This window comes from Granulicoccus phenolivorans DSM 17626 = NBRC 107789 = JCM 15570 (genome assembly GCF_000423085.1).
Lineage (GTDB): Bacteria > Actinomycetota > Actinomycetes > Propionibacteriales > Propionibacteriaceae > Granulicoccus > Granulicoccus phenolivorans.
This window is the reverse complement of record NZ_AUHH01000001.1, coordinates 139,313-164,234: the sequence shown is the minus strand read 5'-3', so window position 1 is coordinate 164,234 and position 24,922 is coordinate 139,313. Positions and strand designations below refer to the sequence as shown.

Genomic DNA, 24,922 nt, shown 5'->3' with positions numbered 1-24,922 from the left:
GCATCGAGCCACGCAACTGAACATGACTGTTTCCGGTCGGACCAAACCCGGAAAGCAGCAACCGGAACCGGTCGTCGCCATTGTGGCGGCGGCCGGTTCCGGCACTCGGCTGGGTGCTGCCCTGCCGAAGGCGCTCGTCCCCCTGGCCGGCGAGCCACTGGTGCTGCGCTCGGTCCGGCAACTGGCCGCCGGCGGCGTGGACCGGGTCGTGGTGACCGCCGCGCCGCCGCTGGTGGCGACCTTCCAGCAGGTCCTCGAGAATGCGCCCGTGCCCTGCCAGGTGGTGGCCGGCGGCGCGGAGCGACAGGATTCGGTACGCCTGGGCCTGGCCGCGGCGGGGGAGTGCGGCGTACTGCTGGTACACGATGCGGCGCGTCCGCTGGTTCCGGCCGCCGTCGTCGCGGCCGTGATCGCGGCCGTCCGCGCCGGTCATCCCGCGGTGGTCCCGGCCCTGCCGGTGATCGACTCGATCCGCCGGGTGCTGCCCGACGAATCCTCCGAGGTGGTCGATCGCAGCCGGTTGCGAGCTGTCCAGACCCCGCAGGGCTTCGATCCGAGTACGCTGCGCGCCGCCCACGAGCATGTGCTGGCCCGGGGGCTGGTGGTGACCGATGATGCGGCCTGCTGTGAGGCGATGGGACGCTCGGTGCACCTGGTGCCCGGGGCCCGGGAGGCGATGAAGATCACCGAGCCGATCGACCTGATCCTGGCCGAGGCCCTGCTGCGGGCTACTTGAGCTGCTCCTCGCCCGCCGCCCAGGTGTTGCACTTGCCGATTTCATCGGTGGACAGGCCCAACTGACCCCAGTAGTGCCGCGATTCCGGCGTCCCGTGGGTGTTCTTGTCCTCGCGGGTGGAGCCGCCGCTGCGCCAGGTTTCGTAGTAGACCGCCAGGTCGGCCTCCTCCAGCTTCATCGACTTGGCCGTGGCATTCAGGAACAGACCGGCGAAGCAGTCCGCCTGCAACTCCCGGCGTCGGTATTCCACGTAGCCGGCCGGATCGTTCTGGGCCGTGTTCTCCAGCACTCGGTTCGACGCGGAGAGGATTCCGGCCCGGCCCTGCACCGCATGCCCGAACTCGTGGGCGATCACCACATTGCTGGCCCGGATGTCCCCGAAGTCGCGGATGAAGTCGAGCGCGATGTAGATCTGCTGGTCCCGCATGCAGTAGAACGCGTTGCCGCCGTTGCGGGTCCCGCACGGGGTGGTCACCTGGTCGGAGTAGACGGTCACGCTCGGGCGTACGGCATGGAAATCGCCGGAGCCCTGCAGGACCTTGTCCCACACCCGCATTTCGCAACCCATCAGTTCGTTGTAGTAGCCCTCGAGTTCGCGCGCGGAGGAGGTCCTGGCGTCGACGCTGGGGAGGCGGTCACACCGCACCGGATTCGGCACCCGCTCGCTGTACAGCGCATGGGCAGTGCGCCATTCCTCCACCTGAGGCCGGCTCGGCTCGGGAACCGGTTGCGGATCCGGGTCCACCGCCGGGACCGCATAGGAGTCGTTCTGATACCCGTACAGGGCGTTGTAGCCGACCACGCCGCCGACCCCGAGACCGATCACCAGCACCGCGACGAGCACGGTGGTGAGCAGGCGTCGGTGGCTCTTCTTCGGTGCCGCCGGCGGTCCCCAGGGCGGGGCGGGTTGGGCGTACGCCCCCCACGGCTGCATCGGCTGGGCGGGCTGGCCCCACTGCGGGGCCGGGTGTTGCTGCGCGGCATAGTGGGGCTGCGCGGCGCGCTGGGGCTGCGGGGGAGCCGTCCAGCCCGACTGGGGCTGCGGGGGCGGGGCACCCCAGGTCTGCTGCGCGGGGGGCGGCTGCTGGGCCCAGCCCGGCTGTGTCGGGATCGGCTGGGTGGGGGCGGCGCCCCAGCTCGGTGCCGGCGGAGGGTTCGGTGCCGGCGGATGGTTCGGCCAACCCTGTTGGGGGGACCCTGGCGGCGGAGCAGGAGCCGGTGGCCCGAAGGGGTCGTCCCAGGAAAAAGGTCGGTCGCTCACCCGTCGATTCTAGGCGCGTTCGGGGTCGAGGGACCGGTCAGTGCTCGGCCGCCTCGGTGAGCAGGGCGGTCGCCATCGCGGCGATGCCCTCCCCGCGACCGGTCAGGCCCAGTCCATCGGTGGTGGTTGCCGAGACACTCACCGGTGCCCCCAACGCCTCGGCCATGGTCTGTTCGCACCGGGCGCGGACCGGGCCGATGCGGGGGCGATTCCCGATCACCTGGACCGCCACGTTGCCGATCTCGAAGCCGGCGGCCCGGACCCGGCGGGCGGTCTCGGTCAGGAACGCGACCCCGGGGGCACCGGCCCAGGCGGGATCGCTGGTGCCGAAGTTGCTGCCCAGGTCGCCCAGCCCGGCCGCCGAGAGCAGCGCGTCGCAGGCGGCGTGGGCGGCCACATCGCCGTCGGAATGCCCGACCGGTCCCCGCGGCTCCTCGGGAAAGTGGACGCCACCGATGATCATGGGTTGCCCGTCGGCCAGGGCATGGACGTCGACCCCGATCCCGACCCGCATCACCGGACCAGATCCGGCGAGGCGGCGTACGTGTTGCATTTGGCCACCTCGGTGGTGGACATGCCCAGCTGGCTCCAGTACTCCCGGCTGGCCATCGTGCCGTGGTCGCCCGGCGCGGTTCTGCCCCCCGAATCGTCGCCGATCTGCTGGGTGAGCGCGGTGATCGCGGCGACCTCGGTCTGCCCGTAGCCGCGCGATTGGGCAACCGCGGCGGTGTACATCCCGGCCAGGCAGTCGGCCTGGAGCTCATTGCGGCGACCGAGGGTCAACCACTCGGACTTGGTGAGTTGGTCTGCCGACTGGTACCTGACCCCCGCGATCTCGACGCGGCCCTGGAGCAGGTGGGCGTACTCGTGGGCCATGATGAAGTCGGCCACCGGATGTACTCGGGCCGTGTCGGTGGCCGGGTGCCGGAACATGTCCATGGAGAAGTACAGCTGCTGGTCGGCGCCGCAGTAGAACGCGTTGGGCTCCTTCGGCTTGGTGCCGCACGCGGTGGTGATGCTGTCGGTGTAGACCGTCACGGTCGGGACAAACGTGTGATATTTGCCGGTCCGGTCCAGGGTGGGCCCCCAGACTCGGTAGAGGCAGTTCATCTCCTGCTGCAGGTACGCCTGCACCTGCTCGGGCGTCCCGTCCGGATCGAGGCGCTCGGGGTTCATCTGACAGCGGACCGGGCTGTCCACGGTCTGCTGGTAGAGGGCGTTGCGGGTCAGCACCGCGTCCCATTCGGCCGGGTTCTCATTGATCGGCAGTTCGGGTGCGTTCGCCGTGGCGGGCGGGATCTGGTAGTTGTCGTTCTTGTACTGCGGCTGGGTCAGATTCCAGATAACCAGGCCGAGCACAGCGGCCACGACCAGGCCGCCGGCAATCAACAGCACCTTGCCCAGACCGCCGGACTTCTTCGATTGCCCCGGCTGGCCACCCCACTGCTGCGGGCTCTGCTGGGCGCCCCATTGCGGTGGCCCGGGTTGAGTACCGCCGCCCCAGGGGTTGCCCGCCGCGCCGGGCCGGCTCCACTGCTGCCCCCAGGGTTGCTGACCCTGCTGCCCCCAGGGCTGTCCGCCCTGGCCCCCCCATTGCTGACTCACCGGGCCCACAATAGAGACTCTGCGGGGCGACGGCGATGGCAGGGCGCTGAGCATTCACCAAGAATGCGGCGTGGCTGCGCACTTACCGGACGAGGTCGGGTGGGGCGACGAAGGTGTTGCACTTGCCCACCTCGGTGGTCGACATGCCCAGTTGGGTCCAGTACGCGCGGCTGTCGCCGGTGCCATGGGTGCGCGCTCTTTCGCCGGGGAGGTTGTCGTCACCTATCGCGCGGGCATGCGCCAGGATCGCGGCAACTTCGGCTTCTCCGTAGCCCCGGGACTGCGCCACTGCTGCCAGGTACATGCCGGCGTAGCAGTCCGCCTGCAGTGTCTTTCGTCGGTTGGCCTCGAGAGCTTCCGCTGCTTTCTGGCGCTGCCCCTGCGTCCGGACAGCGTCGTTGATCTGGGCTCGGCCCTGGAGCAGGTGGGCGTACGAGTTGGCCAACATCTGTTCGGCTGCCGGATGGACCTGGGTGGTGCGCGCCTCCGGATCGGTGAGCAGGTCCATCGAGAAATAGAGTTGCTGATCGGCCCGGCAGTAGAAGTTGTTCGGGCCCTTGGGTTGCTTGCCGCACGCGGTGGTGATGTCGTCGTCATAGACGGTCACCGTGGGCACGTGCGTGGTGTACTTGCCGGTACGGTCCAGGACAGGCCCCCAGACCCGGTGCAGGCAGTTCACCTGCTGCTGCAGAAATTCCTGTACCTGTTCCCGGGCCCAGGTGGGATCGAGTCGGTCCGGGAGCTCGCAGCGGACGGGGGTGTCGAGCGTCTGCTGGTAGAGAACGTTCTGGCGCACAATGGCATCCCATTCGGCCGGATCTTTCACCTCCGGTGGTTGGGGAGCGTGGGCGGTCGGCTGTGGAATGCCGTAGTCGTCGTTCTTGTACTGCGGTTGGCTCAGCTTCCAGACGACCAGGCCGACCACCGCGACGAACACCAGCCCGCCGGCGATGAACGCAATGATTCGCAGCCGGCCGGGCCGCTTCGCCGGTCCCGGTGGTGGCGCGCCGAGATGACTGCCCCACTGTTGCTGACCCGGCCCCCCGAACTGCGGCCGTCCCTGATCGCCCCAGGGCTGTCCGCCCCGGTCCCCCCATGGTTGGCTCACACGGCTTACCCTAGAGAAAGCTCGGTAACCCAGAGGTTACAGGGCGCTGAAGGTTCGCCCAGAATCGGGAGCAGAGATCTGCCGGGGGGAGGATGTGGCGACACCCGGTGTGCAATAGTGACGCCGGGCGCGTTCGCACCCAGCAGACGATGGGGGAATCGTGTTTCGGCAGACAGCCTCTGGTACGACCGGCCGAGCCGGCTCCGCGCGGACGCTGCGGAGCCTGCTGATGGCGCTGTTCGCGGCACTGGCCATCCTCGCGGCCACCGCGGCACCGGCCCGGGCCGAGGGAACGGTCGCCGACTACTCCGCCGATATCCGCATCAATGCCGACGGGTCGGTCAACGTCGAGGCGAAGATCACCTTCGACGGAACCCCGCCCGGCACCCTGGTCCAGCGATTCCAACTGCGCGAACAGATCGTCGGATCCCGCGAGCGGGTCTACCGCCTGGAGGATGTCCGCGCCACCGCCAACGGACAGAACATCGCGCAGGTGGACACCCGGAACAACGAAACCGTGGTGACGATGACCCCGAACGGGGCCGGTGAGATCACCCTGAACTACACCGTCCACGGCGCCGCGGTGGTCGACAACGAGCAGGCCCGCCCGGAGGACCGGCAGACGCTGGTGGCCTGGAATGTGCTGCAGGGACTGGACGCCCCGGTCAACACGTTCACCGGTGAAATCAGCATTCCCGGTCAGTTCAGCAACCTCGCGTGTGTCGCCGGCCCGCCCGGTTCGACCACCTCCTGCACCGCCGCCACCGGTGCCCCGCACGACGGTCCGCGGCCGACCTTCGAGGACGGACCCCGGGGCGCCGGCGAGATCGTCGGTTTCCGGCTGACCTTCCCGCCCACCGTGGTGGCGGTCAACGCCGACACCAAGGACCAGTGGACGTTGCAGCGTGCCCTCAAGGCCAGCGGGGTCGAGCTCGCCGTCGCCGGCGCGGTGCTGCTGCTGGGCCTGCTGGCGGTCTACCTGCTGCACCGGCGCAACGGCCGGGACGCCGCCCTCAGCGGGGATCCGACCCCAGTGGCCGAGTTCCGCGAGAACTCCGACGGCACGATCGAGTTCCACGCCCTGGGCAACGTCGTCCCCGGCCAGGTCGGGACCGTCTTCGATGAGCGAGTCGACCCGGTCGATGTCACCGGCACCATCCTGGATCTGGCCGTACGCGGGTACCTGCGCATCGTGGAGCTGCCCCGGGCCGATCGGTTCGCTCCGACCGACTGGGAGTTCGTCCGGCTGGACAAGGACGACGCCGACCTGTACGCCTTCGAGCGCGACCTGCTGAATGCGATCGCACCCGCCGGGGAACCGACCCGGGTCTCCGAGATCGGTGGCCGGGTCGCCGAGGCGGTGCCGAAGGTGCAGGACGACCTCTATGACCAGATCGTCGAGAACGGCTGGTATGAACGCCGTCCCGACAGCACCCGCAATGCGTGGGCCACCGGCGCCTGGGTCACCCTGATCGTGGCCATCGTGATCACCGGCATCCTGATGGCTTTCACCACCTTCGGCCTCACCGGGTTGGCGCTGATCGCCGTCGCACTCTTCCTGGCCTTCGTCGCCACGTCGATGCCGAAGCGTACGCCGGCGGGCACCCGGCTGCTGGCCGGCCTGATGGCGCTGCAGCAGGACCTGCTCACCCGGCCCACCGACAAGATGCCGAAAGGCCTGGAGTACCGGGAGCTGTCCGAAGTCCTGCCGTACGCGGTCGTCCTCGGCGGCGCGGACCGCTGGCTGACCGCCCTCGTGGCTGCCGACGACGATCCGGGGGTGGCCGACCCGGAGGACCTCGACTGGTACCACGGCCCCGCGGACTGGCATCTCCAGGACCTCCCAACGTCCCTGGAAAACTTCCGGACCACACTGTCCGGTGTGCTGTTCCGGCGCTGATTCACCGCAAGGGGGAGCCGCGATGTTCGGGGGAGCGCGCGGGGCCGGCGGATCGATCGTCGTACTGGTGACCGGGCTGATCCTCAGTGGCTGCGCGGGGCAGCCCACTGGGCCCGCCACCACCGCCCCACCCGTAGCATCGGCAACGACCCCGAGCCCGACCCGGCTGCCGGTGGAGTCGGCGACCGCGAGCCCATCGGTTCCGACGAGTACGCCGACCCCCGAACCCGAACCCTCGAGCGCACCACCGCCCGGTCCGCAGACCCGGACGCTCCGGGTGGGCCAGACCGCCCAGCTGCGCCACTTCGACGTGACGGTGCTGCACCTCGAACCCACCGACCAACTGGACACCTACGTCGAGTTGCAGGTCTGTTACACCCAGGCCCACCCCGGGGCGAACTCCGATGGCACCACCCGGGTCAGCCTCAATCCCTGGCACGTCACCGTCAGCCTCCCCGAGGAGGGCGGCCCACCGGTCCGCGTCCCGCTCGCCGATTTCGTCGACACCCCGCCCAACGAGGGGCCGCGCACCCCGGCGTACACCGAGACCCTGCTGCGGGTGGGGCAGTGTCAGCGCGGTTGGGTCGGCTTCGGGCCGCAGGGGCACCCGGTCTTCGAACGGATCCACTACGAGCCCCGGGACTTCGGCGACAAGATCACCTGGATTCTGCGCTGAACCACCCGTGGGGACGATCCGTTCGGATCGTCCCCACGGTGTGTCGGGCCGGGGCCGGCCTCAGGCCAGTTCCAGCCCCGGGTACAGCGGGTGCGCGGTCAGCAGCTCGGCGGCGGCAGCCTTGGTACGCTCGGCGACCCCGTCGGCCAGCTTGTACTTGGCCTTGCCCGGCTTGCCGGTCGAGGCGATCTCCGGGGTGGTGTTCGCCAGCACGTCGCACATCAGCTCGGCCACCTTGTCGAACTCGTCGGCACCGAACCCGCGCGAGGTCAGCGCCGGGGTGCCCAGCCGGATGCCGGAGGTGTACCAGGCGCCGTTCGGGTCGCGCGGGATCGAGTTCCGGTTGGTCACCACACCGGAGTCCAGCAGCGCCGACTCGGCCTGCCGGCCGGTCAGCCCGAAGGAGCTCACATCCAGCAGCACCAGGTGGTTGTCGGTGCCGCCGGTGACCAGGGTCGCACCGCGCTTGAGGAAGCCCTCGGCCAGCGCCTGCGCGTTGTCGGCGATGTTCTGGGCGTAGGTCCGGAAGGAATCCTGCCGCGCCTCGGCCAGCGCCACGGCCTTGGCGGCCATCATGTGCGACAGCGGGCCGCCGAGCACCATCGGGCAGCCACGGTCCACGGCGTCGGCGTACTTCTTGGTCGACAGCACCATGCCGCCGCGCGGGCCGCGCAGCGACTTGTGCGTGGTGGTGGTGACGATGTCGGCGTAGGGGATCGGGTCCTCCTCGCCGGTGAACACCTTGCCGGCCACCAGGCCGGCGAAGTGGGCCATGTCGACCATCAGCACGGCGCCGACCGAATCGGCGATCTCGCGCATCTTGGCGAAGTTGACCCGCCGCGGGTACGCCGAGTAGCCGGCCACGATGATCAGCGGCTTGAACTCCTGGGCCTGGGCCTGCAGGGCGGCGTAGTCGAGCAACCCGGTCTCCGGGTCGGTGCCGTACGCCCGCTGGTGGAACATCTTGCCGGAGATGTTCGGCCGGAAGCCGTGGGTCAGGTGACCGCCGGCATCCAGGCTCATCCCGAGCAGGCGCTGGTTGCCCATCTTGGCCCGCAGCGTCTCCCACTGCTCCTCGGTCAGGTCGTTGACCGTCTTGACGCCCGCCTCGGCCACCCCGGGGGTTTCGATCAGCTCGGACAGGATCGCCCAGTAGGCGACCAGGTTCGCATCGATGCCCGAGTGCGGCTGCACGTACGCGTGCTCGGCCCCGAACAGTGCCCGCGCGTGCTCGGCGGCGACCGACTCGACGGTGTCCACGTTCTGGCAACCGGCGTAGAAGCGACGTCCGACCACTCCCTCGGCGTACTTGTCGGACAGCCAGTTGCCCATGGTCAGCAGCACCGGCAGCGAGGCGTAGTTCTCCGAGGCGATCAGCTTCAGCGACTCGCGCTGGTCGTGCAACTCGGCGGTGATGGCGCCGGCGATCCGCGGCTCGACGCCCTCGATGATGGCCAATGCGCTGCGGTACGCTTCTGCGGCCGCCTGATTGGTCTCGGACACGACTCACTCCCTGCTCTCGATGGTGCACCCTGCACTCTAGTCCAGCGCGCCGCCGACCCCGGGGCGGCGTACCTCTGGTGGTCACCACCGCGGCGTGGGGGTTTGGTGCGCTTTCGGCGGCGAGCTAGATTGCACGGTGGCCTGCCACCGGGGCGGTCGCAGTCGAGGGGAGGCGGGGCATGAGTTCTGCCATGCGTGAGCCGGATCCTGCCGCTTCCGCTCCACCGCCGCCCGGGCGACCGCCGCGTACGTTCGGGCAGCGCTTCCTGGGCATCTTCAAGCGCAGCAACCGGCATCTGTTGACCGAGATGATCCGCTACGGCTTCGTCTCGGTGCTCGCCTTCGCCGTCGACTACGGCGTGCTGATCGGGCTGACCGAGCTGGCGCACTTGGATTACCTCTGGTCGGCCACGATCTCGTTCATCCTGGGGCTGGCGACCAACTGGATCTGCAGCCACCTGTGGGTCTTCGGCGGTACCAGCCACAGCCGGCGCCGCGAACTGGCCATGTTCGCGCTGATCGGGGTGGTCGGTCTGGGGCTGAACAACCTGCTGATGTGGACCTTCACCGAACACGTCGGGCTGCACTATGCGGTGTCCAAGCTGATCTCCACGGGTATCGTCTTCTTCTGGAACTTCCTAGCGCGTCGCTTCCTGATCTATACGGGGAAACCGAAAGAGAGCCGATGACCGATACCGCTCAGCCAGCAGCCGACCCGGCGAAGTCCACGGGCACTGCGATCATCATCGGGGCGGGGCCGGCGGGGCTGACCGCCGCGTACGAGCTCCAGGAACGGGTCCCCGGCATCACCCCGATCGTGTTCGAGGCCTCCGACATGGTGGGCGGCATCTCCCGCACGGTGAACTACAAGGGCAACCGGATCGACATCGGCGGGCACCGGTTCTTCTCCAAGTCCGACCGGGTGATGAACTGGTGGACCTCGATCATGCCGATCCAGGACACCCCCGAGGGCGAGTCGTTCACCCTGCAGTACCGCGGCAACACCCGCGAACTGACCGGCGGCGCCGGAGCCGACCCGGAGACCACCGACGAGGTGCTGCTGGTCCGCAGCCGCCTGTCGCGGATCTACTACGACCGCAAGTTCTTCAACTACCCGATCACCCTGGACGCGACCACGATCAAGAACCTCGGGCTGGCGAAGATGGCCCGGATCGGTTTCTCCTACCTGAAGGCCCGGCTGCGCCCGCTGCCGGAGAAGTCGCTGGAGGAGTTCTACATCAACCGGTTCGGCCGGGAGCTGTACAACACCTTCTTCAAGTCCTACACCGAGAAGGTCTGGGGCGTCCCGGTCAACGAGATCGCCCCCGACTGGGGTGCTCAGCGGGTCAAGGGCCTCTCGGTGATGGGCACCCTGGTGCACGCCGGCAAGAAGATCATCGATGAGAAGATCGCGCCCCGGCTGGGCCTGTCCCGCAAGCGGGCCGACCTCGCCCAGAAGGATGTCGAAACCTCGCTGATCGAGTTCTTCCTGTACCCGAAGTACGGCCCCGGCCAGATGTGGGAGACCGTGGCCCGCAAGGTGGTTGAACGCGGCGGCCAGGTGCACCTGCGCCGCGCGGTCACCGAGTTGTACGCCGAGGCGCCGGCCGACGGGCAACCGGGGCGGATCACCGGGGTCGAGGTGACCGACTGGGAGACCGGGCACACCGAGCGGATCGCGGCCGACCACGTCTTCTCCACCATGCCGATCAGTGAACTGATCACCGCCTTCGACGGGGTCGAGGTTCCCGAGCACGTGACCGAGATCGCGACCTCGCTGCCGTACCGCGACTTCCTGACCGTCGGCGTCCTGCTGAAGCAGCTCAAGATCCGCAACAACACCGACATTCCGACCAAGTACCACATCGTCCCGGACAACTGGATCTACGTGCAGGAACCCGACGTACAGGTGGGCCGGCTGCAGATCTTCAACAACTGGAGCCCGTGGATGGTCGCCGATGAGCACAACGTGTGGATCGGCATGGAGTACTTCTGCGACGAGGGCGACGAGATGTGGTCCCGGTCGCCGGAGGAGATGGCTGCCTTCGGGATCGAGGAACTGGTCCAGATGGACATCATCGATCGCGCCGACGTGCTGGACACCACGGTGCTGCACATGAAGAAGACCTACCCGTCCTACTTCGGCTCCTACCAGCAACTCGACCGGGTCCGTGACTTCACCGACTCCTTCGAGAACCTGTGGCTGCTGGGCCGCAACGGCCAGCACCACTACAACAACGCCGACCACTCGATGCTCACCGCGATGGAAGCGGTGGACAACATCGCCTCCGGGCGCCGGGACAAGTCGAACGTGTGGGAGGTCAACGCCGAGCAGGACTACCACGAGTCCAAATGAGTGAGCAGACCACCGGCGCGAACCCCGCGCTGCGGATCTGGCGTCCGATCAAGCGGGCGTTCACCGGCCCGGAGACCGATACCGACGGTACGGTGCTGCGCTGGTGGCAACGCACCTGGCCGTTCCTGCTGTTGTGCTTCCTGGCCTTCAAGCTACTGTGGGCCGTCGCCGGGATGGTGACCATTCCCGCCTTCGAGTTCATTCGCCACGTCATCGTGAGTGACCCGCAGGCGGTGCAGAAGGTGATCATGGAGCTGAACCAGCACATCACCAACTACAACCCGTACACGATGTGGTTCAAGTGGGACGCCCATCGCTACGTCGTGCTGGCCGAGACCTCCTACACCCAGCGGCTCAGCGCGGAGGACCTGCGGGTGCTGCACGACGGGATCGCCAGCGGTGGCCGGTTCCCGCTGTCCCCGCTGGTGCTGCGGTTCGCCTGGGCGCCGCTGTTCCCGCTGCTGGGCAAGGTGGTCGGCTATCTGGTCGGCAGTGCCTCGGTGGGGCTGTTCCTGGTGGCGAACGCGGCCTTCTTCGGCTGCATCTACTACGGCTACAAGCTGTTCGAGCACCACTTCGGCACCAAACTCGAGGCCCGCCGCGGGGTCTGGTTGCTGATGATGCTGCCGGCGAGCTTCCTGCTCCAGGCAGCCACCACCGAGGGCCTGTTCCTGTGCCTGTCGCTGGCCACCTTCTACTACATCCAGACCGGGAAGTGGGGCAAGGCCGCGGTCGCCGCGCTACTGGTCGGGCTGACCCGGACCACCGGGCCGGTGATGGCGCTGGCGATCGTGCTCCTGCTGCTGCAGAACCAGCACTGGCGGTTCTGGACCAAACAGGCCTGGGCGTACGCGGTCAAGGCGATCCCGGCGATCCTCGCCGCACCGCTGGGGTACGCGATGTTCACCGTCTACTGCTGGTACATGTCCCGGGGCGACTGGGGGATCTACGCCGAGGTCCAGCACGCCGAATGGGATGTGGTGCCGACCAACCCGCTGGTCACCATGTGGCAGCAGATCGCCGACGGTGTCTACACCCCGCGGGATGTGAAGCTGATCATCGTCCTGGTCACCCTGGCGGTGCTGGTGGTCTGCCTGTTCGCGAAGGTGCCCTGGGCGTACGTGGTCTACGGCGGGGTCCTGATCATGGGGTCGATGTCGATCGGCGAACCCTGGGCCGACAGCATCCTGCGCTACCTGTCCTTCATCTTCGCCCCGGCGATGCTCGGGGTGGTGGTGCTGCGGCGCAAACCCTGGCTGGAGAGCGGCATCGTGGCGTTCGCGATGATGTTCCAGACCGTGTTGTTCGTCACCTGGGCGGTGGCCTGGGTGCAGTGGATCATTTAGCGCTGCCGCGCGGGGGATCAGCCAACGGAATCGGGCAGCCGGTCATTGTTTGGGCGTGGCAGCCCACCGACGGCGTCCCGGTCGCTAAGTTGAGTGGCACCCGGATTCTTGCGATCATGCTCCTTGGCTCTGGACTCCGCTGCCGCGGGCCCCGGATCGTCGGACCTGCATGAGCGGCCGGGGGACACCGAGCCGGAGGAGGCAGATCTTGGGTTGGCTGGCAATCGTGCCGTACGTACTGGTCGCGATGGTCGTGCTGTACCTTCCGGGACTGCTCGTCGTCGGGGTATGTCGCACTCCGGCGTTCCGGGTCAAGCCGTTGGCCGCGCTCGCGATCGCGCCGAGCGTGTCGATGACGCTGATCGCGTTCACCGCGATCGTGATCTCCCCGATGGGGATCGGCTGGGGACCGCTGCCGGTCGCCGTGGTCACCCTGCTCACCGTGGCGATCGCCATCGGCGTGCAGTACGCCTGGCTCCGATTCCGGGCCCGCGGGTCCCACGGCGCGGCCGCTGACACCAGTGAGTCCGAGGGCGGCTCGACCGCCGTACGCCGGACCCGGGTCTCACTGATCGGCCCCTGGCCGAAGCGCTCGCCGATCATCTGGCTGCGCGACCGTCGGCTGTGGGCCCTGGTCGCGGTGGCCCTGGGCACCGTGCTGATGCTGCGGCAGTTGCACACCGTGCTGATCGTGCCCGACGCGCTCTCCCAGACCTACGACAACAGCTTCCACGCCAACGCGGTGCGCTGGATCCTGAACACCCACGACGGTTCCACGCTGACCCTGCTCGGCCTGACCGGGGAACTGCCCGGCATCTATCCGGCCGCCTGGCACGACACCGTCAGCCTGGTGCTGATCATCCTCGGCTCGGACAACATCGCGATCGCCGCGAACGCCACGGTGATCGTGTGCGCCTGCCTGGTCTGGATCAGCGGCTTCATCTTCCTGGCCGGCAGCCTGGTCCGCCTGCGGATCCCGAGCATGCTCGGCGCCGGCGTCCTGGCGGTCTCCTTCACCGGCTTCCCGCTGCTGATGCTCGACTTCGGTGTGCTGTACGCCTACTTCATGGGCCTGTGTGTGCTGCCCACGGTGGTGGCCCTCACCGTGCAGTTCGCCGGGGTGTCCCCGGGCTGGCGGGTCCCGCCGATTCCGGCGGTGATCTTCGGCGTCTTCGGGATCGGCGCGATGGCGCTGTCCCATCCCGGCGTGATGATGCTGTACTTCGTCATGATGCTGGTCATCCTGCTCGCCTGGAGCTGGCAGTCGGTCGCCCGCTGGCACCGCCACGGCGGCCGGTTCAAGGGCCTGACCTGGGACGCGCAGACCCGCACCCCGGCGATCAAGGTCGGGCTCACCATCCTGGCGATCCTGGTCGTTGCCCTGCTGTGGCAGGTGCTGCGACCGGCCGAGGCGCTCTGGTCGCCCAAGCACAGCGTGCACAGTGCGCTGGGTCAGGCCCTGGTCGCGACCCCTCTGAACCGCTACGCCGCCTGGGCCCTGGGCCTGCTGATGGTGCTGGGCCTGTACGCCTGCATCCGGCGCCGGCGCAATCGGTGGCTGGTGCTGGCGCACGCGATCGTGGTCGGGCTGTGGGTGATCGTGTCGGCCACCCCGCAGAGCACGCTGCGGACCATGCTCACCGGCATCTGGTACAACGACCCCTACCGGCTGGCCGCGGCGCTGGTGATCACCACGCTCCCGCTGACCGTGCTCGGGCTGTCCTATCTGTTGGATCTGCTCGCCGCCGCTTTCCGCCGCTCCGGGCTGGAACGCCGGACCCCGGTGGCCCGGCTGGTCACCGTCCTGATCGTCGCCGCGATCACCGTCGGCCTGCTGGTGCAGACCACCCAGCGTCAGCGCTACCTGTGGTACGAGATGCGCGAGGCGGAGAAGGCGTACGCGATGCAGGGCGGGCGGCTGGTCGACAAGGACGAGATGGCGGTCCTGGAACAGGTCAAGCAGATCATTCCCCCCGACGGCAAGATCATCGGCAACGCCTTCACCGGCGCCGGGATGGCGTACGCGCTGGCGAACCGGGCGGTCACCGAGCCGCACATGTACATCGCGCTGCCCCCGGATGTGGTCCTGCTCAATGATCACTTCAAGGACTGGGCGACCATGCCCGAGGTGTGCGCCGCGGCCCAGCGCCAGGGGATCGGCTGGGTGCTGGACTTCGGCACCAAGGAGGTCCACCAGGGCCGCCATGTGCATCCCGGCATCGAGCATCTGGACGGGGTGCCCGGGTTCGAGCTGGTGGCCAGCTCCGGCCAGTACGCCAAGCTGTACCGGGTCACCGCCTGCGGGTGAACCTCACCCGCGCAGGCGGCTGACCTCGTACAGCGCGATCGCGGCCGCGACCCCGGCGTTGAGCGACTCGACCTCGCTGGCGATCGGGATCGACACGATCACGTCGCAGTTCTCCCGCACCAGCCGGTGCAGGCCCTCGCCCTCCGAGCCGACCACCAGCACCAGCGGCTGATCGGCGGCCAGCGAGCTGATGTCGGTGTCCACCTCGCCGGCCAGCCCGACGATGGTGAACCCCGCCTTCGCGTACGCCGCCAGCGTGCGGTTCAGGTTCGTCGCCCGGGCCACCGGGATCCGGGCCGCGGCCCCGGCCGAGGACTTCCAGGCGGCCGCGGTCATCCCGGCGGCCCGGCGTTCGGGGATCACCACGCCCTGGGCGCCGAACGCGGCCGCGGAGCGGATGATCGCCCCCAGGTTGCGCGGGTCGGTGATCTGATCGAGCATCACCACCAGGGGCTGCTCCTGCTCCAGCGCGTGGTGCATCAGGTCGTCGGGATGGGCGTACTCGTAGTCCGGCAGGCGCAGCGCCACGCCCTGGTGCACCGCCCCGTCGGTGAGCCGGTCCAGCTCGACCCGGGAGGCCTGCAGCAGGGTGATCGAGTGCTCGGCGCAGTGCTTGAGAATGTCGCGGAGTCGGTCGTCGCGCTCGGCCCCCTCGGCCACGTACGCGGTCTGCACCGGGATCCCGGCCTGCAGGGTCTCCAGCACCGCATTGCGGCCGGCCACCCACTCCGCGCGGGAGCCCGGCTTCACCGCCCGCCGCGGCCGCGCCGCCGCCTGCCGCTGAGCGGCCTTGTACGCCTTGTGATACGGCCGGTCCTCGGCCTTCGGGGTGGGGCCCTTGCCCTGCAGCCCGCGGCGGATCCGGCCACCGGAGCCGGCGGTGTTGCCCTGCCCCTTGTGCCCGGCGCTGCGCCCCTTGGAATTGCCTGCCATCAGTGGTCCTGCTTTCGGGTGTTGTCGGGGCTGCGGGGGGTATCCAGGCTCCACTTGGGACCACTGGGGGTGTCGGTGACCTGCAGCCCGAGGGCGCTGAGCGAGTCGCGGATCGCGTCCGCGGCGGCATAGTCCTTGCGGGCCCGCGCCTCCTGCCGCTGGGTGAGCAGCGCGCCGACCAGACCGTCGACGACCTCGGTCAGGTCGTCGGGGCCGGTGCCGGTCTCGGCCCAGGCGGGATCATCGCGGTCCAGGCCGAACACCGTGAGCATCGCGCGGACCGCCCCGTAGTGCTCGGCCAGGGCGGTGCGGTCGGCCCGGTCGATCGCCTGGTTGCCCTCGCGGACCGCCTGGTAGAGCGTCGCCATCGCCGCGGGCGTCCCCAGGTCGTCGTCCATCGCGGTCCGGAACGCCGCCGGCACGTCGGCGCTCGGGCGATCGGCGCCGAGGACGTCCTCGGCGCGATCCAGGAAGGTGTCGATGCGGTGCAGCGAGGCGGTCGCCTCGGCCAGCGAGTCGGGGGAGAACTCGATGATCGAGCGATAGTGCGGGGCGGCCAGGTAGAGCCGGACCGCGCGCGCCGGGTAGGTCTTGGTCACCTCGGAGACCAGCGCCCCGTTGCCCATCGACTTCGACATCTTCTCCCCGGCGGTGGTGACCAGGGCGTTGTGCATCCAGACCCGGGCGAACGGCCGCCCGGCCGCCGCGGACTGGGCGAGCTCGTTCTCGTGGTGCGGGAAGCGCAGATCCAGCCCGCCGCCGTGGATGTCGAACTCCGCGCCCAGGTACTTCCCGGCCATCGCCGAGCACTCCAGGTGCCAGCCGGGCCGGCCGCGACCCCACGGCGAGGACCAGGACGCGGTTTCCGGCTCGGAGGGTTTGTAGCCCTTCCACAGCGCGAAGTCCCGGGGGTCGCGCTTGCCGCGCGGATCGGCGTCCGCGGCGGCCTCCATGTCGGTGATCTGCTGGTGGGACAGCTCGCCGTAGCGCGGCCAGGACCGGACGTCGAAGTAGACGTCGCCGGAGCCGTCGGGGGCCGGGTAGGCATGCCCCCGCTCGATCAGCGTCTGGATCAGCTCCAGCATCTCCGGGATGTGCCCGGTGGCGCGCGGCTCGTAGGTCGGCGGGATGCAGCCGAGGGCGGCGTACGCCCGGTGCAGCTCGAGTTCGAAGTGGTACGCCCACGCGTACCACTCCTGGCCCGCGGCGGCGGACTTGGTGAGGATCTTGTCGTCGATGTCGGTGACGTTCGCGACGACCTTGACCTCGTACCCGCAGTGGGTCAACCAGCGGCGCAGCACATCGAAGACCACCTCCTTGCGGATGTGACCGACATGCGGGGCGGATTGAACGGTGAGGCCGCAGTGGTAGATCGAAACCTTGCCCGGCTCGACCGGATCCAGCTCGCGTACCTGAGCACTGGCGGAGTCGTACAGATGGAACGTCACCGGGTCAGCCTACTGGCCCGTCGCCGGCGTTTCACACACCAACCAGCGGGTCAGAACTTCTTGCCGGCCTTGGCCCGCAGCGCGGCGATGTCGGCGAATCCCAGGGTCTGCGGGGGCGCCTCGGCGTCGGCCTCCCAGGGATCGTCGATCGGCATCTCCTGCTCGTCGGCGAAGCCCTGGCCGGGGTCGTACGGGTTCTGCAGCCGGCGATGGCCCTGGTCGGGGATCAGCTCGAGGTTCTCCGAGGACACCGCCTCGTCGGGCAGGTTGTGCAGCACGTCGTTGACGTACATGTGGGCCGCCTCGACCAGGGGGATCTCCCGACCGGCCTCCTCCGAGCGGTACCAGCGGTACTCCAGCACCTCGTGGAACACCTGGGCCGGTTCCAGTTTGCTGCGCAGACTCTCCGGGACCGCCTCGATCACCGGTTCGAAGCTGTGGGTCAACCATTGGTGCGCCACGACTGCCTCGTCCATGTTCTGCTGGCCGGTGCGGGCGCTGTAGGTGTCCAGGTCGTTCAGCAGCCGGCGGGCCTGGTTCTCCTCGGTGTCCAGGCCGGTCAGCCGCAGCAGGCGGCGGGAATGGTGGCCGGCATCGACCACCTTCGGCTGGATCCGGATCGTGGTGCCGTCGATGTCGGTGGTGATGTCCAGTTCGGCCACATCGAAGCCGAGCGCGTTCAACCGGCGGACCCGGCCCTCGATCCGGGACAACTGGGAGTCGTCGAACTCCTCGGGCTCGGTCAGCTCGCTCCACAGTTCCTGATAGCGGGTCTCGATCGTCTCGACCAGGGTCGCCGGATCCAGCGCGGTGTCGAGCATGCCGCCGGCCTCCAGGTCGGAGAACTCGCCGAACAGGTTCACCCGGGCGATCTCCAGGTCGTGTTCGCGCTGCCCGTCGGAGAGGGTTTCGTGCAGTTCGCCGGTCTCGGCATCGACCAGGTACGCCGCGAACTCCCCGGCGTCGCGGCGGAACAGGGTGTTCGACAGCGACACATCACCCCACAGGAACCCGACCAGATGAAGCTTGGCCAGCAGCACCACCATCGCGTCCAGCAGCCGGGTCACCGTGTCCGGCCGGACCCCGACCGAGAACAGCGATCGATAGGGCAGCGAGAACTGCAGGTGCCGGGTGATCAGGACCGGGTCGAGCGCCTGCCCGTCCTCGGCGACGCGCCCGGTGACCACCCCGACCGGTTCGACGGCCGGGGTCTGCAGCCGTTTCAGGTCGTGCAGCAGGCGGTACTCGGCGATCGCACTGTGCTCCACGACCTCCTTGGCCGCGTAGATCTCCTCGCCGACCTTGATGAACCGCACCACGTGCCGGGAGATGCCGCGGGGCAGCGCCACCAGGTGCTCCAACGGCCAGTGCTCCAGCGGTGTGTTCCACGGCAGCGGGATCAGGCGGGCATCCGGCTTGGCCGACAGAAATCGAGGCATCCCCTTAGTCTGGCACTCCCGCTCGGCGGATCAGGAGATCCGGTCCCCGGTGCGCGTGCTGAACAGGTGAATCCGATCCTCGGCCACGCCCAGGCGGACCCGTTCCCCGGCCTGCGGCGGCCGCCGGGTCTGCACCCGGGCGCACACTTCGGGACCCGCGCCGTCGATCGTGCCGTACAGGTACGCGTCGGACCCGGGCAGTTCCACCTTCTCCACGTGGAACTCGGCATCCTCGGGGGAGTCGGTGATCACCAGATTGTCCGGGCGGATGCCCACGGTGACCTCGTCGTCGGTGATCCGCTCGACGGTCTCCCGGGGCATCGCCAGCACGTGCTTGCCGATCCGGATCCCGCCGTCGACCGGCGTACCGGGCATCAGGTTCATCGGCGGGGTCCCGATGAAGCTGGCCACGAACACGTTCTTCGGGGTGTCCCACAACGCCAACGGGGAGTCCACCTGCTGCAGGACGCCCTCCCTCATCACCGCGACCCGATCCCCGAGGGTCATCGCCTCGACCTGGTCATGGGTGACGTAGAGCGTGGTCACCTCCAGCCGGGTCTGCAGCGCGGCGATCTGGGTCCGGGTCGACACCCGGAGCTTGGCGTCCAGGTTGGACAGGGGTTCATCCATCAGGAAGACCTGCGGCTGGCGAACGATCGCGCGTCCCATCGCAACCCGTTGCCGCTGCCCACCCGAGAGCGCCTTCGGCCACCGATCGAGAAACTCCTCCAGGCCCAGCAGCTTCGCCGCCTCCATCACCCGGTGTTCGCGCTCCTCCTTGGGGACGTTCTGCATCTTGAGGGCGAACCCCATGTTCTCCCCGACGGTCATGTGCGGGTACAGCGCGTAGTTCTGGAAGACCATCGCCAGGTCGCGGTCCTTGGGCGGAAGCTCGGTCACATCCTGCTCACCGATCCACACCGAGCCCGAGGTGACTTCCTCCAGGCCGGCGAGCATCCGCAGGGTGGTGGACTTGCCGCAGCCGGAGGGGCCCACCAGGACCATGAACTCTCCGTCGTTGATATCCAGATTCAGGCGGTCGACGGCGGGGGTGTCCGCGCCCGGATAGACGCGTGTAGCATCCCGGAAACTGACGGTTGCCATGGTGTCCTTCCACGGGCAGGTACGTGCCCGACGATCCGTAGTGGAAAACGCAACTTCGGTGTTGCACGGTCAGTCTAGGCCCGCCGACCCCTCGAAAACGAAGCCCTTGCCGCTGTCCGCAACGCGTCAGGGCCCGTCATGAGGGATTTGGTGAGCAGGATCACACGCCCGGGGCTGCGGGCCGGGCACCCGCGGCGGACTGGGGTCCGGGCCGCCGGCGACGTAGGATTCCCTGGGTGAGCGCCGAGCAGCCCCCCGATCCCGACCGGGTCGAATCCGTCCCCGAGCCGGAGACCGACGCGTCGGCGGAGAAGGAATGGTGGGACGACCCGGCGATGCCGTGGAAGCACAAGCCCACCGGAACCGACAAGTTTCTGCTGGGGGCGATCGGGGCCTATGGCCTCTACGCCCTGGTGATGCTGCCGCTGCGCGCGGTCCTGCTCCCGCATCCCTACCTGTACGCCGGGATCGCCGGATCGCGGACCGCGGTGGTGATGATCGGGGCCCTGTGGGCGGCGAACGGGTCGCAGTGGTGGTGGCTGGGCCTGATCCTGGCGACGCTGAGCAATATCAAGTTCGACTGGATCTACTTCTGGGCGGGGCGACGCTGGGGGCAGGGGATCATCGACATGATTTCCGGCAAGTCCGAGCGCAACCGCAAGGCCGCGGTGCGGGCCCAGAAGGTGGTCGAGAAGACATCCTGGCTGGCAATCGTGATCACTTACCTGCCGGTCCCGATTCCCGGCCCGGTGGTGCAGGCGGCGCTGGGCGCGCACGGGATGAGTTGGCGCAAGTTCTTCGCCATCGACATCGCCGCGGCCTTCTGCTTCCAGGCGCTGTACCTGTTCCTCGGCTATCAGATCGGGGAGCCGGCGGTGCAGTTGATGGAGGTGTACGCCAAGTACGCGCTGTGGGTCAGCGGCGGGATCATCGTGGTGATGCTCGTCTCGTACTGGCTGCGACACCGCCGCGAGCAGAAGGCCGAGGCCGAACCCAAGGCCTGAGCCGGCGGCTCAGTGGCGCGGCGGGGTGGCCTGGTGCTGCGGATATCCCGGGGGCGGCGGAGATCCCGGGTACGGCTGGGCGTGCGACGGCCGGACCACGGTGTGGTCCTGCGGGTCCCCGGCATGGTGCGGGGCCGGGGGCCGGGTCGGTGCCGGGAGGCTGAACTGCGGCCGGGTGAACACCGAACCCGGAATCGGTGGTGGGCCGACCGGCGGAGTGGGTCGGGGCGGTGGTGCGGGTCGGGTCCGCTGGGTGGACGGGCGCGGCGGCGGGGGAGTGCGCGTCACATCCAGGGCGACCGCATTGCGAGCTCCCCGCAGGCTGCCGGTCGGCGGCGGGAGGGTGGCGTCGGGGGCCGGCGTACCGACCGCGGTGCGGGCAGCGGGCCGACGGATCGCCCGGGTGATCAGCAGCCCGCCACCGGCCAGGCCGATCGCGGCGCCGACACCGGCCGCCCCCCACCGGCGCATCGTGTGCTCGGCCGCCATCTGGTCATAGTCGAGCTTCTGCGGCGTACCCTTCCGGGTCACCTGGCAGATCTGGCCGGGTTGCAGGATCTGATTGCTGCAGGTGGGCTCCGGCGACATCACCACGAGCGCGCCCGCGGCCACGGCCACGCCACCGACGATCAATGCCGCTGGTAGTCCCCACCGCACCGGCCCACCTCCCCTTCGCGGCGCCGAGGCTACCACCCCGGGGCGGGCCGACTTCGACACCGGTGGCCCGGACGGGCACAATGGCGTCGTGCGTTTTCCGCCCCCGGGTGCGGACCTGCACGCCCCTGTAGCTCAGCTGGTAGAGCGCTTCTCTTGTAAAGAAGATGTCGTGGGTTCGAATCCTGTCAGGGGCTCCCCGCGCCGGCAGCGCCCGATGTCCCCCGGACACGAGCGTTGGCGGCCGCCGCGGGCCTGCGTAGGCTGGCGGCATCCCCCAGCGCAAGGGCGATCGGCGAAGCCGCCGACGCTCCACCAGTCCGGCCGGTCCCGCTGCCGGCCGCTCATGTTCTCATCGAGGGACCCTGACCATGATGGATGTCATCGATATTTCGAACCACGATCGGGATTTCGAATTCTCCGCGGTCCGGGTGGATGCGGCGATCTTCAAGGCCTCACAGGGGATGCATACGCCGGACAAGCTTTTCGAACGGCACCTGGCCAACGCGCTCGACAACGGGGTGACCAGGCTCGGTGCCTTCCATTTCGCCGACCCGTCCAACACGCCCGCCCAGGACGCCGACCTGTTCCTCCGCAAGGTCCGGCCCTACCTCGACCGGCTCGACGGGCTGGTCCTGGACTGGGAACCCGTCGAGGCGCAGCAGGGAAACGTGGCGTGGTGCGCCGAGTTCGTCCGGATCATCAAGGCCGAGCAGCCGCTCCCGGTGGATTTCTACGCGAACTACTCGGTCTGTGACGAGTTCCGCTGGCAACCGGTCCGCGACCACGGCTGCCGGCTGTGGCTGGCCGACTACGGAGCCAACGAACCCACCGGTTGGAAGATCCCCAACACCCGCACGCCGAGCGGATGGGACGGCCTGCTGCTGGGCCACCAGTACACCGAACACGGACGGATCGGCGGCTACGCCGGGGATCTTGATCTCAATCGGTTCTTCCACTGGTTCAACACCGATCCGCCCCCGCCGGTGGAACCCCCGGTCCGACCCCGGATCGAGATCCCGCCGCTGTCACCCGACGACCCGGCCGTCGACATCGAACTTCCCGGCGGCGCCCGCGGCCTGGGCTGCCGGTGCATGGCGATCACGCTCCCGCTGATCGAGGCGGACATGCTTGCCCGCGGGCTGATCCGGCAGAACCTCGACTTCTTCCAATGGGGCTACAACAGGGGCCGGGTTCGTGCCTCGGCCGACACCCACGACAAGGGCGGGGTCGCCGACAACGGCCAGTGGTCCCCGGCCCAGCGCCAGGTGTGGGCCGATTGGGGAACGATGCCGTTCCCGCGTACCCGCGAGTTCGGGTGGACCGAGGGAGAGCACCTGCACGTGGTCTGGTACGGCTGCCCCCACCAGATGGAGTCGACGGCCGGACAGGTTCGCTCCGGGCTGGCCGGCCGGGACGGCCTGAAGGCCGACAGCGTACGCAACTTCATCAAGCCGACCCGGACCTGGCAGGACGCCGTCCGGGCCTACTCCGCCGCCCTGCCGGCGAACCCCCGCCCACTCCACATCGACAAGGATGACATCGACATGGCCAGCATCGAGGAACTGCGACAGATCGTCTTCGAGGTCGTGGAGGGACGCCTCTACGCCATCGTGCGTGACCAGGCCAAGGAAGGGGCCCGGGACGCGCTGTTCACCCAGTACCCGAAACTGCCCCGCGGTGCCGACAACAGCACCCCGTACAAGGACGGGACCACCAGTGTCGCGGCCGAGGCCCAGTACGACCACTTCAACAAGGATCTCGTGCTCGGCGCGATCCGGGAGCTGCGCACCGAGGTGACCGCACTGCGCGCCGAGGTGGCCCGGTTGCGCGGCGGTACGCTCCGGGCGCCGGACACCTTCTGAGCGGCGGCTCGGCCGCCTCAGCTCGGTCGGATCGGGTCCAGTCCGGGGGTCGCGACGAAGGCCTCCCCGCGACCCTCGACCCGGACCTTTTCCGCGGCCGGAACGAAGCAGGCCGCACCGCGGGTCAGCCGGAGTTCGGTGTCCCCGCGCAGGGTCAGCGCGCCGTCCAGGACGTACACGATCCGGGCCGCGCCGTCGCCGGGCAGCTCGGTGTGCGGATCGTGGAGTCGGTAGAGCCGGAACTCCGGGGCCGGGGTGGCGTACAGCAGGACGCCGGGCGCGGATTCGCGGGTCGGCACCGGCCCGGGGAAGCCTGGGGCGAAGTCCACCACCGCGGTCAACTCGGCAACGTCGACGTGCTTGCCGGTGAGGCCGCCGCGCAGCACATTGTCGGAGTTCGACATCACCTCCACCCCGGTGCCCCGCAGGTAGGCATGCAGATTGCCGGCCGGCAGGAACAGCGCCTGCCCGGGCTCGAGGGTGAAGCGGTGCATCAGCAGCGCCGCCAGTACGCCGGGATCCCCCGGGTAGTCCGCGGCCAGCCGCACCGCGGTGTCGCACCAGCGGGCGAACTCGTCCCCGGCCGGATCGGCGTACGGGCGAGCCGCGGCCACCGCCGCGGCGACCAGGGCGGCATCCCCGCGCGCCAGGAGAGCCCCGAATACGGTGGCGATCCCGTCCGGTTCGGCCAGCGGCGCGGCGAGCTCGGCCAGCGCCGGGAGATTCAACCGGGCGAGGTGATCGCGCAGCCGGGCCGGTTCGGCGAAACCGCACAACCCTTCGAAGTGGGTCAGGGCCACGATCAGTTCCGGCTTCGGCCAGTCGTCGCGATAGTTCCGGGTCGGGTCGTCGGCCGCGAGCCCGGCCGCTTCCTCCCGGGCCCATCCGGCGCGGGCCTGCGCCCGCGAGGGATGGGCCTGGATCGACAGCGCCTGATCGGCCGACAGGAGTTTGAACAAGTACGGCAACCGGTCCCCGAACGCCGCCCGGGAGGCCGCACCCAGCAGCGCGGGAGTCTCGGCGATCACCTGGCGCAGGTCCGGGCCCAACGCGGTGGCCGCCGGCGCCTTGGGATGCGCGCCGAGCCAGTACTCCGCATGCGGTTCGCCGGTGGCCGCAACCTCGAGGAGCCCCGGGATCGCGTCGGCGGATCCCCAGGGATAGTGCTGCACCTGGCCGACGATGGTGAACATGATCCTCCTTCGGCGCCCGGACGCGCCCTGCTCAGCGATGCTAGTGGGACCGGCAGCCCACCGGGATATCCGACCCGGCCGCGGCGATTCAACCCGGGGTGCGTACACGCCGCGAGGATGAATGACATCGCTGTGATTCGTCCCATACACTCAGGGCCATGTCCGCAGCGACTGACCCCGCATCCCGATCCCCACGCCGTGAGCTCAGTGAGCGCGACGCTGCCATTCTCGACTTCGAGCGCCAGTGGTGGAAGTACGCCGGCGCGAAGGAACAGGGGATCCGCGAGCAGTTCGACATGTCTGCCACGCGGTACTACCAGATCCTCAACGCGCTGCTGGACACCCAGGAGGCGCTCGAACACGACCCGCTGCTGGTCAAGCGCCTGCGCCGGATGCGCGCGAACCGCCAGCGCGCCCGGTCCGCCAAGCGGCTGGGGATCGACCTGTCCCAGCCCTGACCACCAGACCGCTGCACCGACGAAC

General features: G+C 69.1%; 21 protein-coding genes and 1 tRNA gene. 11 read left to right on the top strand and 11 right to left on the bottom strand.

The genetic code is table 11. From position 1 onward, the window contains the following. Positions 1-22 precede the first annotated feature (22 nt). On the top strand, positions 23-736 hold the full coding sequence (gene ispD / locus G531_RS0100860) for a 2-C-methyl-D-erythritol 4-phosphate cytidylyltransferase (protein WP_051214847.1): 714 nt from the start codon (positions 23-25) through the stop codon (positions 734-736). On the opposite strand, the gene G531_RS24180 is transcribed toward ispD, so the two are convergent. The 4 genes from G531_RS24180 to G531_RS0100840 form a co-directional block, all read right to left on the bottom strand. Then, entirely contained in the window at positions 729-1,997 is a 1,269-nt protein-coding gene (locus G531_RS24180) for a neutral zinc metallopeptidase (RefSeq protein WP_145978704.1), read from the bottom strand. The genes ispD and G531_RS24180 overlap by 8 nt on opposite strands. Before the next feature lie 37 nt (positions 1,998-2,034). Continuing rightward, positions 2,035-2,550, bottom strand: coding sequence for a 2-C-methyl-D-erythritol 2,4-cyclodiphosphate synthase (gene ispF / locus G531_RS0100850; RefSeq protein ID WP_051214846.1), 516 nt, complete (start codon positions 2,548-2,550; stop codon positions 2,035-2,037). Next, positions 2,511-3,602, bottom strand: a complete 1,092-nt coding sequence (locus G531_RS0100845) for a neutral zinc metallopeptidase (RefSeq protein ID WP_162143130.1) — start codon at positions 3,600-3,602, stop codon at positions 2,511-2,513. Before G531_RS0100845 ends, ispF begins: the two co-directional genes overlap by 40 nt. 82 nt (positions 3,603-3,684) lie before the next feature. Beyond that, entirely contained in the window at positions 3,685-4,710 is a 1,026-nt protein-coding gene (locus G531_RS0100840) for a neutral zinc metallopeptidase (protein WP_162143129.1), read from the bottom strand. 229 nt (positions 4,711-4,939) lie between these two features. Between G531_RS0100840 and G531_RS0100835 the strand changes: the two genes are divergently transcribed. Both G531_RS0100835 and G531_RS25550 read left to right on the top strand, forming a co-directional pair. Beyond that, entirely contained in the window at positions 4,940-6,610 is a 1,671-nt protein-coding gene (locus G531_RS0100835) for a DUF2207 domain-containing protein (protein ID WP_026925804.1), read from the top strand. 22 nt (positions 6,611-6,632) lie between these two features. Beyond that, positions 6,633-7,286, top strand: coding sequence for a hypothetical protein (locus tag G531_RS25550; protein WP_145978705.1), 654 nt, complete (start codon positions 6,633-6,635; stop codon positions 7,284-7,286). 60 nt (positions 7,287-7,346) lie between these two features. Here the strand turns inward: G531_RS25550 and G531_RS0100825 are convergent, their stop codons facing one another. Then, positions 7,347-8,789, bottom strand: coding sequence for a glycine hydroxymethyltransferase (locus tag G531_RS0100825; protein WP_026925802.1), 1,443 nt, complete (start codon positions 8,787-8,789; stop codon positions 7,347-7,349). A gap of 179 nt (positions 8,790-8,968) precedes the next feature. Here G531_RS0100825 and G531_RS0100820 point away from each other — a divergent pair, with 179 nt between their 5' ends. The 4 genes from G531_RS0100820 to G531_RS0100805 all read left to right on the top strand — a co-directional run bounded on the left by G531_RS0100820 (position 8,969) and on the right by G531_RS0100805 (position 14,799). Further along, positions 8,969-9,478 (top strand): GtrA family protein, encoded by a 510-nt coding sequence (locus tag G531_RS0100820; protein WP_081683706.1) that lies wholly within the window; start codon positions 8,969-8,971, stop codon positions 9,476-9,478. After that, positions 9,475-11,145, top strand: a complete 1,671-nt coding sequence (locus G531_RS0100815) for an NAD(P)/FAD-dependent oxidoreductase (RefSeq protein WP_051214844.1) — start codon at positions 9,475-9,477, stop codon at positions 11,143-11,145. The genes G531_RS0100820 and G531_RS0100815 overlap by 4 nt, the downstream gene beginning before the upstream one ends. Next, positions 11,142-12,491, top strand: coding sequence for a glycosyltransferase family protein (locus tag G531_RS0100810; RefSeq protein ID WP_026925799.1), 1,350 nt, complete (start codon positions 11,142-11,144; stop codon positions 12,489-12,491). The genes G531_RS0100815 and G531_RS0100810 overlap by 4 nt, the downstream gene beginning before the upstream one ends. A gap of 208 nt (positions 12,492-12,699) precedes the next feature. Further along, positions 12,700-14,799, top strand: coding sequence for a DUF6541 family protein (locus G531_RS0100805; RefSeq protein ID WP_026925798.1), 2,100 nt, complete (start codon positions 12,700-12,702; stop codon positions 14,797-14,799). A gap of 3 nt (positions 14,800-14,802) precedes the next feature. Here G531_RS0100805 and rlmB read toward each other — a convergent pair whose 3' ends face one another. The 4 genes from rlmB to G531_RS0100785 are packed head-to-tail and all read right to left on the bottom strand — an operon-like array spanning position 14,803 to position 19,723. Further along, entirely contained in the window at positions 14,803-15,732 is a 930-nt protein-coding gene (gene rlmB, locus G531_RS0100800; RefSeq protein ID WP_026925797.1) for a 23S rRNA (guanosine(2251)-2'-O)-methyltransferase RlmB, read from the bottom strand. After that, positions 15,732-17,180 (bottom strand): cysteine--tRNA ligase, encoded by a 1,449-nt coding sequence (gene cysS / locus G531_RS19470; protein ID WP_051214843.1) that lies wholly within the window; start codon positions 17,178-17,180, stop codon positions 15,732-15,734. Before cysS ends, rlmB begins: the two co-directional genes overlap by 1 nt. A gap of 50 nt (positions 17,181-17,230) precedes the next feature. Next, positions 17,231-18,619: a DUF4032 domain-containing protein gene (locus tag G531_RS0100790; protein WP_026925796.1), complete on the bottom strand. Its 1,389-nt coding sequence runs from the start codon at positions 18,617-18,619 to the stop codon at positions 17,231-17,233. A 30-nt stretch (positions 18,620-18,649) separates the two neighbouring features. Next, a complete protein-coding gene (locus G531_RS0100785; protein ID WP_026925795.1) occupies positions 18,650-19,723 on the bottom strand; it encodes an ABC transporter ATP-binding protein in 1,074 nt (357 codons plus the stop codon). 236 nt (positions 19,724-19,959) lie between these two features. On the opposite strand from G531_RS0100785, the gene G531_RS19465 reads away from it, so the two are divergent. Further along, complete coding sequence (locus tag G531_RS19465) at positions 19,960-20,727, top strand: DedA family protein (protein WP_051214842.1); 768 nt, start codon at positions 19,960-19,962, stop codon at positions 20,725-20,727. Between the two features lie 9 nt (positions 20,728-20,736). Here the strand turns inward: G531_RS19465 and G531_RS0100775 are convergent, their stop codons facing one another. Beyond that, positions 20,737-21,345 (bottom strand): hypothetical protein, encoded by a 609-nt coding sequence (locus tag G531_RS0100775; protein ID WP_026925794.1) that lies wholly within the window; start codon positions 21,343-21,345, stop codon positions 20,737-20,739. 160 nt (positions 21,346-21,505) lie between these two features. On the opposite strand from G531_RS0100775, the gene G531_RS0100770 reads away from it, so the two are divergent. Both G531_RS0100770 and G531_RS0100765 read left to right on the top strand, forming a co-directional pair. After that, positions 21,506-21,578 (top strand) — tRNA-Thr (locus G531_RS0100770). A 177-nt stretch (positions 21,579-21,755) separates the two neighbouring features. Then, entirely contained in the window at positions 21,756-23,246 is a 1,491-nt protein-coding gene (locus G531_RS0100765) for a GH25 family lysozyme (RefSeq protein WP_162143128.1), read from the top strand. Positions 23,247-23,263: 17 nt separating this feature from the next. Here the strand turns inward: G531_RS0100765 and manA are convergent, their stop codons facing one another. After that, complete coding sequence (gene manA, locus G531_RS0100760; RefSeq protein WP_026925792.1) at positions 23,264-24,439, bottom strand: mannose-6-phosphate isomerase, class I; 1,176 nt, start codon at positions 24,437-24,439, stop codon at positions 23,264-23,266. A 158-nt stretch (positions 24,440-24,597) separates the two neighbouring features. Here manA and G531_RS0100755 point away from each other — a divergent pair, with 158 nt between their 5' ends. Further along, positions 24,598-24,897 (top strand): DUF3263 domain-containing protein, encoded by a 300-nt coding sequence (locus G531_RS0100755; RefSeq protein ID WP_026925791.1) that lies wholly within the window; start codon positions 24,598-24,600, stop codon positions 24,895-24,897. The last annotated feature ends 25 nt before the right edge of the window (positions 24,898-24,922 follow it).